The sequence below is a fragment of the Pseudomonas sp. GM49 genome (assembly GCF_000282355.1).
Classification (GTDB): Bacteria; Pseudomonadota; Gammaproteobacteria; order Pseudomonadales; family Pseudomonadaceae; genus Aquipseudomonas.
In genome coordinates this window covers 1-13,365 of record NZ_AKJL01000166.1, presented here as the reverse complement: position 1 = coordinate 13,365, position 13,365 = coordinate 1, and the positions used below count along the sequence as shown (strand labels likewise).

Sequence of the window (13,365 nt, the reverse complement as noted above, 5' to 3'; positions counted from 1 at the left end):
GTAGCAGCTGGCTTCGCCAGCTGCTACAGGGGATGCGGTACGGGGCCGGGGGTTATTGGACCATCCGATAGAGGATTATCTAACTTCCTCAACCCTGCCACGCCGCCCCATTCACCAGGTTCACCGGCCGCTCACCTGCCAGCGCCGCCAATAGATTGTCCACCGCGCAGCTGGCCATGGCTTCCCGCGTTTCATGGGTCGCCGAGCCTATGTGCGGTGTCGCTACCACATTGTCCAGCTGCAAGAGTGGCGAGTCGGGATTCAACGGCTCGCGCTCGAAAACATCCAGTCCCGCCGCGCGAATCTGCCCGGCACGCAACGCCTCGATCAGCGCCGCTTCGTCCACCACCTTGCCCCGGGAGATGTTGATGAAGATGCTCTGCGGGCGCATCAGGGCGAACTGTTCGGCGCCGATCAGGCCTTCGGTATCCGCGGTCAGTGGCAGCGTCAGGCAGATGAAGTCCGCTTGTTGCAGCAGTTCGGGCAGGGTCCGGTACTGCGCATTGAAACGCTGCTCCACCGCCGGTTTCGGCGAGTGGCTGTGATAGATCACCGGCATGCCGAAACCGCAATGTCCGCGCTGGGCCAGTGCCTCGCCGATGCGCCCCATGCCGATGATACCCAGGGTCTTGCCATGCACGTCGCTGCCGAAATGCGTGGGGCCGATGTTGCGCTGCCATCCGCCTGCGCGAACAAGGTTCGCCAGTTCCACGACGCGCCGGGCCGTGGCCAGGATCAAGGCGAAACCGGTGTCGGCGGTGGTTTCGGTGAGCACGTCCGGCGTGTTGCTGAGCAGGATGCGCCGCTCGCTCAGGTAGTCGATATCGTAGTTGTCGACGCCCACCGAAACGCTGGCAATGGCTTCAAGGTTCGGCGCCAGGTCGAGCAGTCCGGCATCCAGTTTCAGGCTGGCGCCGAGCAGGCCGTGGGCGCGGGGCAGGGCGTCGCGCAGCTTGGCCAGGCCTTCGCTGTCGAGGTTGTCGATCAGCGTCACTTCGGTCTGCTCTTGCAGGCGCGCCATCAACAGCGGCGAGAGTTTCTTGTACAGGACGACCTGTTTTTTCATGGTGTTCATCTCGACATCAATTCAGGAATGGGCTGTGGCGGTGCGCACTACAGTAGTCGTGGGCCGCTCCCGGTCGCTGGCGCCGGGCTTGAGGAAAATCGTCAGTACCACCGAGAACATCAACGCGCCGCTCATCAACAGGTACGACGCACCCGGCGAGCCGGTGGAGCTGTTCAGGTAGCCGACCAGATAAGAGCCGCCAAACGAACCGAGGGCGCCCATGCTGTTGATCAGCGCCATGGCGCCACCGGCAACGTTGGCCGGGAGGATTTCCGGGATGATCGCGAAGAACGGGCCGTAGGGCGCGTACATACAGGCGCCGGCAATCACCAGCAGCGTGTAGGACCACCAGAAATGCTCGGCCCCCAGGGCATAGGAGCCGTAGAACGCAATCGACGCGATCAGCAGCGGCGGCCAGACGAAGCGTTTGCGTTTTTGCAGCTTGTCCGAACCCCAGGACACCAACAGCATGCCGATCACTGCCGCCAGGTACGGCAACGCGGAGAGCCAGCCGGCCTGGACCATGTCCATCTGCGCGCCGGCCTTGAGGATCGACGGCAGCCAAAGCACGAAGCCGTAGACGCCGATGCTCCAGCAGAAAAACTGCAAGGCCAGGATGATCACTTTCGGCGAGCGGAAAGCTTCGGCGTAGTTCTTCACGGCCTTGATGCCAACCTGCTCGGCGGCCAGTGCGCTTTCCAGATCCTGCTTTTCCTGATCGTTGAGCCACTTGGCTTGTGACGGACGATCATCGGCCAGACGCCACCAGATGAAAGCCCAGAGCACTGCCGGCAAACCTTCGACGATGAACATCCAGCGCCAGCTGTAGTGCTGCACCAGATACCCCGACACCACCGACATCCAGAGCATGGTCACCGGGTTGCCGAGAATCAGGAAGGTATTGGCCCGCGAGCGTTCGGCGCGGGTGAACCAGTGGCACAGGTAGATCAGCATCGCCGGCATCACCGCGGCCTCGACCACGCCGAGCATGAAGCGAATGACGATCAGCCAATAGGCGTTGGAGACGATACCAGTCAAAGTCGCGAGGCTGCCCCAGAGGATCAGACTGACGAAAATCAGCTTCTTCACACTGTGTTTCTGCGCGTAGATCGCGCCAGGCACCTGGAAGAAAAAGTAGCCGAGGAAGAACAGCGCGCCGAGCATCGACGACAGGCCCGGCGTGATCATCAGGTCGGCGGCCATCCCGGAGGCGGCGGCAAAGCCGTAGTTGGCACGATCCAGATACGCCAGGCTGTAGGTAATGAACACGATGGGCATGATGTACCACCAGCGGCGGGTGGCGAGCGTTGCGGTTTTCATGAGTGGTGCTCCTGAGCTTGTTGTTTTTGTCGCAGCAGGTAACGGGTTGTTATTCAGTGCCTGTACTGGCCTCATCGCGAGCAAGCTCGCTCCCACATTGGATCTACGTTCGACATAAATCCCCTGTGGGAGCGAGCTTGCTCGCGATGGCGGTCTCAAATTCGCTGACCATTTCGGATCGGGTAGGCAACCCCTCCATATCCCCCCGACTCTGTACCGCACGGCTGCCAATCCAGTTGGCGCGCTTCACGGCGTCGGCAAAGCTATGGTTTTCCAGAAGTGCGCTGATCATGCCCACGGCAAAACCATCGCCGGCGCCCACCGTATCGACCACCGTTTCCACCGGCACCCCGGCGACGAAACCGGCATCCAGGTGCGTGCGGTAATAAGCACCGTGCGGCCCCAGTTTGATCGCCACGGCTTCGGCGCCCTGGTCGAGGTAGAACGCGGCGATGTCCGCCGGGTCTTCAAAACCGGTCAGCAAGCGACCTTCACTCAACCCAGGTAGCACCCAATGGGCGAGGGCGGCGAGGCGGTTGATCTCGGTGATCATTTGTTGCTCGCTGGCCCACAGGCCGGGACGCAGGTTCGGGTCGAAGGACACGCTGCGCCCGGCATCGCGCATGCGGGTCATCAATTCGAACGACATCTGCCGGGCCGTTTCCGACAGCGCCGGGGGGATGCCGGTGGCGTGCAGGTGCCGGGCCTTGAGCAATTCGGGGACGATCGAGTGCGACGACAGGTGACTGGCCGCAGAGCCGCGTCGGAAGTACTCGACCGAGGGGTCGCTGCCATCATCCGTGCGGGACTTGAGTTGAAAACCGGTGGGGTGGGCAGTGTCGATGTCGACGTGACGGCAATCCAGGCCTTCTTTTTCCAGGGTATCGACCACAAACCGACCCAACGAATCGGCCCCGACCCGGCTCAACCACGCCACCTTGAACCCCAGTCGCGACAAACCGATCGCAACATTGCTGTCAGCCCCGGCGATGCGTTTGTGGAAAGCGCTGACCTCGGCCAGGTCGCCAGCCTGCTCGGCGACGAACATCGCCATGGTTTCACCGAACGAGAGGATATCGATCTCAGACATGAGCGCTCTCCAACTGCCATTGGCCGAGGTGAGCGAGGGCGGCCACATGTTCGCGGGTCAGTTGCACCAGGTCATCGCCTTGCAGCGGATATTCCGCTGCCCGCATAACGCCTTGGGCCATGTGCCTCAGCAGGTGTTCCCACTGTTGCAAGTCGCTGGCGGCCGGCGGGATGGCGACCAGCTTGCCATCGGCGCGATGGGTGACCGCTTTGCAGTGCACATAACCGACGTGGCGTCCGAGAAGCCGCGCGGCGCTGGCGGCGGACTGGTCCTGCCAGTGCCAGTTGCCGATATCGAAGGTCATTTTGATCGGCAGCTTGTGCTGTTCGACGTCCGCGAAAAAACGCTGGAACGGCTCGATGCGACCACCGTGCAAGGTCTGGTCGTTTTCCACCAGTAACTGCACGGGGCTTTGCCCGAGCATGCGGGCGAGGGCCTGCAGGTCGCAGTTGTCTGTGAAATAGCCCAGCGACACTTTCAGCCAATTTGCGCCGAAGGCCCGGGCACGTTGCAAGGCGGCGATCAGCTCGGCGTTGGGTTTCGATTGGCCGGCCAGCCACAATTCCATCGGTGAGGAGTAGACACTTTCCAGACCCTCGGCCTGGGTCGCCTCCGCCAGTTGCGCGGGCACTTCGCCGGTCAGCAATTCTTCGCGCCATTCGATGCGCGTGGCGCCGGCGGCGGCCAGTATTTCGATGAAACTGCCTTGGCCGCGTTGGCGCACGAGGTCGGCGCCGTAGCTGGAGAGGCTGATGGAAACGGCTGGTTTGTTCATTGTTGTTTTACCTCTGAAACCGGTTTCATTTTTGTTCAAAAAAATAGTGGGTGATCTTGATGGCCCCTTCGCGAGCAAGCCCGCTCCCACAGTGATTTTTCTCGTTCACAAATGTTGTGTACCCCTGAGACTCCTGTGGGAGCGGGCTTGCCCGCGATGAGGCCGGAACATTCACCGAGAAATTCCAAGGGTCGACCCTCTAACAATCAACCGCGCCGAAAAATCCAGAGTCCTCACCGCCCCGTCATCCCCGCGCAACCGCTTGAGCAAACACTCGAACGCACTGGCGCCAATCTCGGTGGTCGGCTGGGCCAGCGCGGTTATCCCGCTACCCACCAACGGATACCAATCCAGATCATCCAGAGCAATCAGACCCACATCCTCGAACAGCTTGCACTTGAGCTCACGCAACGCATGGGTGCAGGCCAGCGCCGCAATCCCGTTCGCGCAAAACAGTGCTTTCGGGCCAGGGCCGGGCGTGTCGAGAAAGGTTTTAAGTTGTGCGGTCAGTTCGCTGCCGGTTTCGATGATCGTCCCGTTGAGCGTCGGGCGCTGTGCGATCTGCGCCTTGAAACTGCTGACCCGCTCGATCCGCGAACTGGTGCCGTCAAAGGGTTCGGTCACCATCAGCACGTCGTGATAACCGCGTTGTTCAAGATGGACGATGGCCATCTTGACGGCTGCCGGATTGTCCAGCCCGACCATGTCGCTCTCAAGGTCCTCGACCTTGCGGTCCACCAGCACCAGGGGCATTTCCCGGTGCAGTTCGTGCAACTCGTCACGGTGATGGCCGAGCGTGTTCACGATCAGGCCTTCGATGTTGTACGAGCGTAGCAAGGCCAGGTGTTGGCGTTCCTGCTCATCATCGCGGTCGGTGTTGCACACCACCAGGCTGTAGCCGTGCTGACGGCAGGCGGTTTCCACCCCGTGCATCACGGCAATCGAATAAGGGTTACGGATATCGGCCACCAGCATGCCGATCAGGCGGGTACGCCCGCGCTTCAGGCCACGGGCCATCTGGTTCGGGCGATAGCCCAACTCCGCAATCGCCTGCTCGATGCGTTGGGCAATGGCATCGGAGAGCAGGGCGCGGTCTTCGCCGATGAACCGCGAAACGCTGGCCTTGGATACCTTGGCGTGTTCGGCCACGTCGAGCATGGTCACGCGGCTGCGCTGGGCGGCGGAGAAATCGTTCACGGTCTGAAACCTTCTTATTGGATTTATGAGGTTTGCGCATTGCGCTGAAACCGGTTTCAGGAGACACCAAAACCAAATGCCTCGTCAAGCCCCTGAGTCGATTTATACCGAGGGGCGGATTCAGGACGATGACTGGAACGTTTGTGCAGTTGTCAGTTGAACAGCCCGGCGGCAATGTTGATCGAGAATCCAAGGATGGCCGTGTTGAACAGAAAACCGATCAACGATTGCGCCAGTACAATCTTGCGCAACTCCCGGGTCGCCACGCCTACGTCCGAGGTCTGCACCGCTACGCCGACTGTGAACGAGAAGTACAGGAAGTCCCAGTAATTTGGCGTCGTCAATCCCTCGGCGAAGCGCAATGCCGGCTCCTTGCCGCTCCAGGTGTAGAACAGTCGCGCGTAATGCACGCTGAAAATCACCCCGATCAGCAGCCACGAGCCGATCACCGTCAGCGCGGTGAAGCCGTAGTGCAACAGTTTGCGCGTGGTTTCCAGGTCCTTGCTGCCCGCCAGTTCGAAGGTGATGGTCGCCAGGCTGGCCAGTGCCGCGATGCACACGAGTGCCAGCACCAGCCCGGCGTTTTCGTCCTCGATTTCGGCAATGCGTTTTACGTCAGTCGCTTTCGAACGCACGGTGAGCCAGAACATCAGCAACAGGTAGATCCAGACGCCGGCATTCCAGCCGAAGAGGATCTTGCTGATCGGCGAATCGGCCGGAGCCAGAATGCCCACCGCGATGCCCAGCAGGATGGCGGCGGACAGGCGAGGGTGGGTGTGGGTGAGGAAGGACATGGAGGCTCGATGGGGTTGGGGCTATGCAAACACCTTAGCCCAGGGTTGTCAGTTGTGACCACAGCCTCGAAACCGATGAAGTCCCCTTGTGGGAGCGAGCTTGCTCGCGATAGCGGGCTGACAGTCAACGCAGTCGTCGACTGACACATCGCCATCGCGAGCAAGCTCGCTCCCACAGGGACTGGTGTTGGGTCAGGTAGTTTTATGGCGTTTGCGCACCAGTTTCATCACCACCACAAAAAACACCGGCACAAACACCACCGCCAACGTCGCCGTGATCATCCCGCCGATCACCCCGGTGCCGATGGCCTGCTGGCTCGCCGAACTGGCGCCGGTCGCGATCGCCAACGGCACCACGCCAAGGATGAACGCCAGCGAGGTCATGACAATCGGCCGCAACCGCAGGCGTGCTGCTTGCAGGGTCGCGTCGATCAGGTCGTGGCCTTCGTCGTACAGGCTCTTGGCGAACTCGATGATCAGGATCGCGTTCTTCGCCGACAGGCCGATGATGGTGATCAGCCCGACCTTGAAGAACACATCGTTGGGCATCCCGCGCAAGGTCACGGCCAGCACCGCGCCGAGCACGCCCAGTGGCACCACCAGCAGTACCGAGGTCGGGATCGACCAGCTCTCGTACAACGCCGCCAGGCACAGGAACACGATCAACAGCGACAGCCCCAGCAGAATCGGCGCCTGGCTTCCGGACAAACGTTCCTGCAACGACAACCCGGTCCATTCCTGGCCCAGGCCGGCGGGGCCTTGCGCCACCAACCGCTCGATCTCGGCCATGGCCTCACCGGTGCTGTGGCCAGGCGTCGGCTCACCGGAAATGCTGATCGCCGGGTAGCCGTTGTAGCGGGTCAGCTGCGCCGGGCCCTGAGTCCACGTGGCGTGCACGAAGGCTGACAACGGCACCATTTTTTCATGGGTGTTGCGCACGTGAATCTTCAGCAGGTCAGCCACCTGGCTGCGCTGGTCGCCCTCGGCCTGCACCACGACGCGTTGCATCCGCCCCTGATTGGGGAAGTCGTTGATGTAGGCCGAGCCTACGGCCGTGGACAGCACGTTGCCGACGTCGGCAAAGGACACACCCAGCGCGTTGGCCTGCTTGCGGTCGACGATCAGTTGCACCTGCGGTGCTTCGGCCAGGGCGCTTTCGCGCACGTTCATCAGGATCGGGCTTTTTTCGGCCGCCGCGAGTAACGCGGTACGGGCCTCCATCAATTTCGCATGCCCGAGACCGCCACGATCCTGCAGGCGGAACTCGAATCCGCTGGAGGTGCCGAGGCCATCGACAGGCGGCGGCAATACGGCAAACGTCACCGCGTCCTTGATCTGGCTGAGGGCGACGTTGGCCCGGTCGGCAATCGAGCCGGCCGAATCGTCGCTGTCCCGCTCGGACCAGTCTTTCAGCGTGCTGAACGCCAGCGCCGCATTCTGCCCGCTGCCAGAGAAACTGAAACCGAGAATCACCACGCTGTCCCGGATACCCGGTTCCCCGGCGTTGTGCGCTTCAACCTGCTCGGCCACCTGCACCGTGCGGTTCTTGCTCGCACCCGGTGGCAGTTGAATGTCGGTGATGGTGTAACCCTGGTCTTCCACCGGCAGGAACGACGAGGGCAGGCGACTGAAGCACAGCCCCAGCCCTACCAGCAGCACGCCGTAGATCAGCAGAAAGCGCCCGCTGCGTTTCAGTGCATAGGCGACCCAGCCCTGATAGCGCCCGGTCAGTTGCTCGAAGCGACGGTTGAACCAGCCAAAGAAACCGGTTTTTTCATGGTGCTCGCCTTTGGCAATCGGCTTGAGCAACGTCGCGCACAAGGCCGGGGTCAAGGTCAGGGCGAGGAATGCCGAGAACAGGATCGAGGTGGCCATCGACAGCGAGAACTGCTGGTAAATCACCCCGACCGAGCCCTGCATGAAGGCCATCGGAATGAACACCGCCACCAGCACCAGGGTGATACCGATGATTGCTCCGGTGATCTGCTTCATGGCCTTGCGCGTGGCGTCCTTGGGCGACAAGCCCTCGGTGGCCATGATCCGCTCGACGTTCTCCACCACCACGATGGCGTCGTCCACCAGAATGCCGATGGCCAGCACCATGCCGAACATGGTCAACACGTTGATCGAAAACCCGAGCGCCAGCATCGTGGCAAAAGTGCCCATCAACGCCACCGGCACTACCAGTGTCGGAATCAGCGTGTAGCGGATGTTTTGCAGGAACAGGAACATCACCGCGAACACCAGCAGCATGGCCTCGCCGAGGGTGTAGACGACCTTGGTGATCGACACTTTGACGAAGGGCGAGGTGTCGTACGGGATCTTGTATTCGACGTTCGCCGGGAAATAGCGCGACAGTTCATCCATCTTCGCCCGCACCAGGGTCGCGGTGTTCAGCGCATTGGCTCCGGGCGACAACTGCACGGCGACGGCGGTGGACGGCTTGCCGTTCAGGCGCGTGGAAAACTGGTATTCCTGGCTACCGATCTCGACCCGCGCCACATCGCTGATGCGCACGGTCGAACCGTCCGGGTTGGCCTTGAGGACGATGTCGGCAAACTCTTCGGGGGTCGACAACTGGCCCTTGACCAGAATGGTCGCGGTGATTTCCTGGGTGGTGCGGGTCGGCAGATCGCCGATGCTGCCAGCCGACACCTGGGCGTTTTGCGCCACGATGGCGGTGTTGACATCCGCTGGCGTCAGGTTGAAGGCGAGCAGTTTCTGCGGGTCGATCCAGATCCGCATCGCCCGTTCGGCACCGTACAACTGTGCCTTGCCGACACCGTCCAGACGCTTGATCTCGTTCATCACGTTGCGCGCCAGGTAATCGCTGAGCGCTACGTCGTCGAGTTTGCCGTCACTGGACGTCAGGGTGATCAACAGCAGGAAGCCGGAGGAGACTTTCTCCACCTGCAAACCTTGCTGGGTCACCGCTTGTGGCAGGCGTGACTCCACGGCTTTCAGGCGGTTTTGCACATCGACCTGTGCCAGTTCCGGGTTGGTGCCGGGCTGGAAAGTCGCCTTGATGGTGGCGCTGCCCAGGCTGCTCTGGGATTCGAAATACAACAGGTGATCGGCGCCGTTGAGCTCTTCCTCGATCAGGCTGACTACGCTCTCGTCCACGGTCTGCGCCGAAGCGCCCGGATACACGGCGTAGACTTCGATCTGCGGCGGCGCGACATCGGGGTATTGCGCCACCGGCAGTTGCGGAATGGCCAGCGCACCGGCCAGCAGGATGAACAGGGCAACCACCCAGGCGAACACCGGGCGGTCGATAAAGAACTGCGGCATAAAAAAGCGTCCTGCTTACTGACCAGTCACCTGGGCAAGTGGAAGAGGGGTGTCGTCGATCTGTACTTTTTCGCCGACGCGGGCGTGCTGCAAGCCCTCGATGACGATGCGGTCGCCCGCTTTCAGGCCAGCGGTGACGATCCAGCGATCATTCTGCACGGCACCCAGTTCGACCGGTTGCTGCCCGACTTTCTGTTCAGCGTCGAGCAGTAGCACTTGGGCGATGCCGGCGCTGTCGCGCTGGATGGCCCGCTGCGGCACGCTGATGCCCTGCCGGTTGACCGCTTGTTCCAGGCGTACGCGCACGAAACTGCCGGGCAGCAAGTCGAGGTCGGGGTTGGGGAACTCGCTGCGCAGGATAATCTGACCGGTGCCCGGGTCGACGCTGATGTCGCTGAACAGCATTTTGCCCGGCAGCGGGTAGAGGCTGCCGTCATCCTGAATCAGCGTGGCCTTGGCCTGGTCCTGGCCGACCTGCTGCAACTGGCCGGAGCGGAAGGCGCGGCGCAGCTCGTTGAGTTCGCGGGTGGACTGGGTCAGGTCGGCATGAATCGGGTTCAGTTGCTGAATCAGCGCCAGCGGCGTGGTTTCGTTCTGCCCGACCAGCGCACCTTCGGTGACCAGCGCCCGACCGACACGCCCGGAAATCGGCGCGGTGACGGTGGCGTAGCCGAGGTTCAACCGGGCGCGCTCCACCGCTGCCTTGTTGGCAGCGACGTCGGCGGCGGTCTGCCGTGCGTTGGCCCGGGCATTGTCGTAATCCTGACCGCTGATGGCCTTGTCGTCGATCAACTGGGCGTAGCGCTGTTCCTGCAATCTGGCCTGGAACGCGTTGGCCTCGGCCTTGCGCAACGCCGCTTCGGCGCTGTCCAGGTCAGCCTTGAACGGCGCCGGGTCGATGCGGAACAACACATCGCCCTGCTTCACATCACTGCCTTCACGGAAGGTCCGCTGCAAGACCACGCCGGCCACGCGGGCACGCACTTCGGCCATGCGCGGTGCGGCAATCCGCCCGCTCAGTTCGCTGCTGATGGTCAGTGGCTGCGCTTCGATGGTTTCGATGCGCACCGTGGCCAACGGCGCCTGCTCCTCGGCGTTCGAGGACTTGTCACACGCAGCCAGTGTCAACGCCAGTGCAATCAGACTGAGCCTGGCAAGCAGATTCTTCGACATGTAATACCCCATTAAAGACTCCCGGCATCCTACCGGGCGAAGGCGAGGGTAGCGGTGAAGCTTTGTTGGTGCTGTGTGAAATTGTGTAAGGGTTTTACTCAGAGACGAGTGAGGGCGTATATCCTTCAGTCCTTGAATTTTATTGCGCCTGTTCCGGCCTCATCGCGGGCAAGCCCGCTCCCACAGTGGTCAGTGGTGTTCACAGAGAGTGTGTCCACATCAAATCCCTGTGGGAGCGGGCTTGCCCGCGAAGAGGCAGGCACAGACGCCACTGCTTTTTTCTGGAAACACCCAATGCCCAACATCCTCCTGGTCGAAGACGACACCGCCCTCGCCGAACTGATTGCCAGCTACCTGGAACGCAACGGTTATTCCGTCAGCGTGATCGGCCGCGGTGATCATGTGCGCGAACGTGCACGACTCAATCCGCCGGATCTGGTGATCCTCGACCTGATGCTGCCAGGCCTTGACGGCCTGCAAGTCTGTCGCCTGCTGCGTGCCGATTCGGCGACCTTGCCGATCCTGATGCTCACCGCCCGCGACGACAGCCACGACCAGGTCCTGGGCCTGGAAATGGGCGCCGACGACTACGTGACCAAGCCCTGCGAACCGCGGGTTCTGCTGGCCCGGGTGCGGACCTTGTTGCGTCGCAGCAGCCTCAGCGAGCCGCAGACTGTCAATGACCGCATTTTGATGGGCAACCTGTGCATCGACCTGTCCGAACGCACCGTGACCTGGCGCGAGCAATTGGTGGAACTGTCCAGCGGTGAGTACAACCTGCTGGTGGTACTGGCCCGACATGCCGGAGAAGTGCTGAGCCGCGACCAGATCCTGCAACGCCTGCGCGGCATCGAATTCAACGGCACCGACCGTTCGGTGGACGTGGCGATTTCCAAGTTGCGGCGCAAATTCGACGACCACGCCGGCGAGGCGCGCAAGATCAAGACCGTGTGGGGCAAGGGTTATCTGTTCAGCCGTTCCGAGTGGGAATGCTGAACCGATGTTCAGAATCCTCTTTCGTTTGTACCTGGTGACCATCGTCTCGTTCAGCGCGGCGATTTATCTGGTGCCGGATCTGGTGATCAAGGTCTTTCATGAGCGCTTCATTACCTACAACCTCGATTACTCCCGAGGCTTGCAAACCCTGATCGTCAAACAGTTCAAGGACGTGCCGACCGAACAATGGCCGGCCTTGGCCGCAGACATGGACAAGGAGTTTCATCCGCTGCACATCGTCCTTAGCGGCAACGACGATGCGGATTTTTCCCTTGATGAGCAGCAGCGATTGCAGCGCGGCGAGAACGTGGTGCGGATCGGCGACTGGGGCTGGCGCACTTTGGCAGTGGCACCACTGAACGAGCGCAGCGTGGTGCAAATGGTCGTGCCGCCGGACCCGATGGACGTCAGCCTGTTGTACTGGAGCATCAACGTGCTGATCGGCGCGACCATGCTCGCGTGCCTGTTGCTGTGGTTGCGCCCGCACTGGCGCGACCTGGAACGCCTGAAAAGCGCGGCGGAACGCTTCGGCAAGGGCCACTTGAGCGAGCGCACGCAGATTGCCCCGAGTTCCAACATCGGCAGTCTGGCCAACGTCTTCGACACCATGGCCGGCGACATCGAGAACCTGTTGAACCAGCAACGCGATCTGCTTAACGCAGTCTCCCATGAACTGCGCACACCGCTGACGCGGCTGGATTTTGGCCTGGCGCTGGCCCTGTCCGACGACTTGCCGGCCACCAGCCGCGAACGCCTGCAAGGGCTGGTCGATCACATCCGTGAGCTCGATGAACTGGTGCTGGAACTGCTGTCCTACAGCCGCCTGCAAAACCCGGCGCGGGTTCCGGAGCAAGTCGAGGTGTCGCTTGACGAATTCATCGACAGCATTCTGGGCAGCATCGACGACGAACAATCCCCGGACATCGTCATCGACGTATTGCTTCACGGCCAGTTCGAACGCTTCAGCCTGGACCCGCGCCTGACCGCCCGCGCCCTGCAAAACCTGCTGCGCAACGCCATGCGCTACTGTGAAAAGCGTATTCAGATCGGTGTGCAGGTCTATGCCGACGGCTGTGAAATCCGGGTCGACGATGACGGCATCGGCATTCCGGATGACGAGCGCGAGCGGATCTTCGAACCGTTCTACCGCCTCGACCGCAGTCGTGACCGCGCCACGGGCGGCTTCGGTCTGGGACTGGCGATCAGCCGCCGCGCACTGGAGGCCCAGGGCGGCACGCTGACGGTGCAGGCCTCACCGCTGGGCGGGGCGCGGTTTCGCTTGTGGTTGCCGACGTTGGTTTGAATCTGCGGTTAACTCTCACGTACTTCAGCGCTTCGATGACCCCGTGTCTGGCAAATCAAATCCGTAGCAGCTGTCGAGCCTGCGAGGCAGCGTTCGGCTGCGAAGCAGTCGTAGACTCAGGTAAACCGCACGCTCAGGGGCTGCGAGGACTGCGTCCTCGAACGCAGCCTCGCAGGCTCGGCAGCTGCTACACAGAATCAGACACTCAAGCGTGTGCGCAACAGCCTGGCCATCTCCTCCAGATCCGCCATCGGCTGATGCCCGATCAGCATCCAGGCGTGTTCCATGTCGGCCCAATACACGATGTTCAGCTCGCGCCGCTGTTCCCGGGCGAAATGGCGGCTGCCGCTGTTGGAGCGG

The 13,365-nt window shown here is 61.8% G+C and carries 10 protein-coding genes and 1 pseudogene; 2 read left to right on the top strand and 9 right to left on the bottom strand.

Going from position 1 to position 13,365, the window contains the following annotated elements; all coding sequences use genetic code 11:
- Positions 1-88: 88 nt before the first annotated feature.
- The 8 genes from PMI29_RS13605 to PMI29_RS13640 all read right to left on the bottom strand — a co-directional run bounded on the left by PMI29_RS13605 (position 89) and on the right by PMI29_RS13640 (position 10,706).
- Positions 89-1,066: a 2-hydroxyacid dehydrogenase gene (locus tag PMI29_RS13605; RefSeq protein WP_007998654.1), complete on the bottom strand. Its 978-nt coding sequence runs from the start codon at positions 1,064-1,066 to the stop codon at positions 89-91.
- Positions 1,067-1,087: 21 nt separating this feature from the next.
- Positions 1,088-2,386 (bottom strand): MFS transporter, encoded by a 1,299-nt coding sequence (locus PMI29_RS13610; protein WP_007998652.1) that lies wholly within the window; start codon positions 2,384-2,386, stop codon positions 1,088-1,090.
- A gap of 103 nt (positions 2,387-2,489) precedes the next feature.
- On the bottom strand, positions 2,490-3,476 hold the full coding sequence (locus PMI29_RS13615; protein ID WP_007998650.1) for a sugar kinase: 987 nt from the start codon (positions 3,474-3,476) through the stop codon (positions 2,490-2,492).
- Positions 3,469-4,251, bottom strand: coding sequence for a sugar phosphate isomerase/epimerase family protein (locus tag PMI29_RS13620; RefSeq protein WP_007998647.1), 783 nt, complete (start codon positions 4,249-4,251; stop codon positions 3,469-3,471). Before PMI29_RS13620 ends, PMI29_RS13615 begins: the two co-directional genes overlap by 8 nt.
- 171 nt (positions 4,252-4,422) lie before the next feature.
- Positions 4,423-5,448: a LacI family DNA-binding transcriptional regulator gene (locus tag PMI29_RS13625; protein ID WP_007998645.1), complete on the bottom strand. Its 1,026-nt coding sequence runs from the start codon at positions 5,446-5,448 to the stop codon at positions 4,423-4,425.
- Positions 5,449-5,600: 152 nt separating this feature from the next.
- Positions 5,601-6,242 carry a DUF1345 domain-containing protein gene (locus tag PMI29_RS13630; RefSeq protein WP_007998643.1) on the bottom strand — a complete coding sequence of 214 codons (642 nt, stop codon included), beginning with the start codon at positions 6,240-6,242 and terminating at the stop codon, positions 5,601-5,603.
- Positions 6,243-6,434: 192 nt separating this feature from the next.
- Positions 6,435-9,533, bottom strand: coding sequence for an efflux RND transporter permease subunit (locus PMI29_RS13635; protein WP_007998641.1), 3,099 nt, complete (start codon positions 9,531-9,533; stop codon positions 6,435-6,437).
- A 15-nt stretch (positions 9,534-9,548) separates the two neighbouring features.
- A complete protein-coding gene (locus PMI29_RS13640; protein WP_033052416.1) occupies positions 9,549-10,706 on the bottom strand; it encodes an efflux RND transporter periplasmic adaptor subunit in 1,158 nt (385 codons plus the stop codon).
- A 294-nt stretch (positions 10,707-11,000) separates the two neighbouring features.
- Here PMI29_RS13640 and PMI29_RS13645 point away from each other — a divergent pair, with 294 nt between their 5' ends.
- Positions 11,001-11,702 carry a response regulator transcription factor gene (locus PMI29_RS13645; RefSeq protein WP_007998639.1) on the top strand — a complete coding sequence of 234 codons (702 nt, stop codon included), beginning with the start codon at positions 11,001-11,003 and terminating at the stop codon, positions 11,700-11,702.
- A gap of 4 nt (positions 11,703-11,706) precedes the next feature.
- Positions 11,707-13,005: an ATP-binding protein gene (locus PMI29_RS13650; RefSeq protein WP_007998638.1), complete on the top strand. Its 1,299-nt coding sequence runs from the start codon at positions 11,707-11,709 to the stop codon at positions 13,003-13,005.
- Positions 13,006-13,202: 197 nt separating this feature from the next.
- On the opposite strand, the pseudogene PMI29_RS13655 reads toward PMI29_RS13650, so the two are convergent.
- A pseudogene (locus PMI29_RS13655) lies at positions 13,203-13,365 on the bottom strand (transcriptional regulator); the annotation flags it as partial.

Bases quoted from the DNA above. Each gene is read 5' to 3' on its own strand.
- PMI29_RS13610 (WP_007998652.1), bottom strand. From the start codon at position 2,386: ATGAAAACCGCAACGCTCGCCACCCGCCGCTGGTGGTACATCATGCCC.
- PMI29_RS13630 (WP_007998643.1), bottom strand. From the start codon at position 6,242: ATGTCCTTCCTCACCCACACCCACCCTCGCCTGTCCGCCGCCATCCTG.
- PMI29_RS13635 (WP_007998641.1), bottom strand. From the start codon at position 9,533: ATGCCGCAGTTCTTTATCGACCGCCCGGTGTTCGCCTGGGTGGTTGCC.
- PMI29_RS13640 (WP_033052416.1), bottom strand. From the start codon at position 10,706: ATGTCGAAGAATCTGCTTGCCAGGCTCAGTCTGATTGCACTGGCGTTG.
- PMI29_RS13605 (WP_007998654.1), bottom strand. From the start codon at position 1,066: ATGAAAAAACAGGTCGTCCTGTACAAGAAACTCTCGCCGCTGTTGATG.
- PMI29_RS13620 (WP_007998647.1), bottom strand. From the start codon at position 4,251: ATGAACAAACCAGCCGTTTCCATCAGCCTCTCCAGCTACGGCGCCGAC.
- PMI29_RS13645 (WP_007998639.1), top strand. From the start codon at position 11,001: ATGCCCAACATCCTCCTGGTCGAAGACGACACCGCCCTCGCCGAACTG.
- PMI29_RS13650 (WP_007998638.1), top strand. From the start codon at position 11,707: ATGTTCAGAATCCTCTTTCGTTTGTACCTGGTGACCATCGTCTCGTTC.
- PMI29_RS13615 (WP_007998650.1), bottom strand. From the start codon at position 3,476: ATGTCTGAGATCGATATCCTCTCGTTCGGTGAAACCATGGCGATGTTC.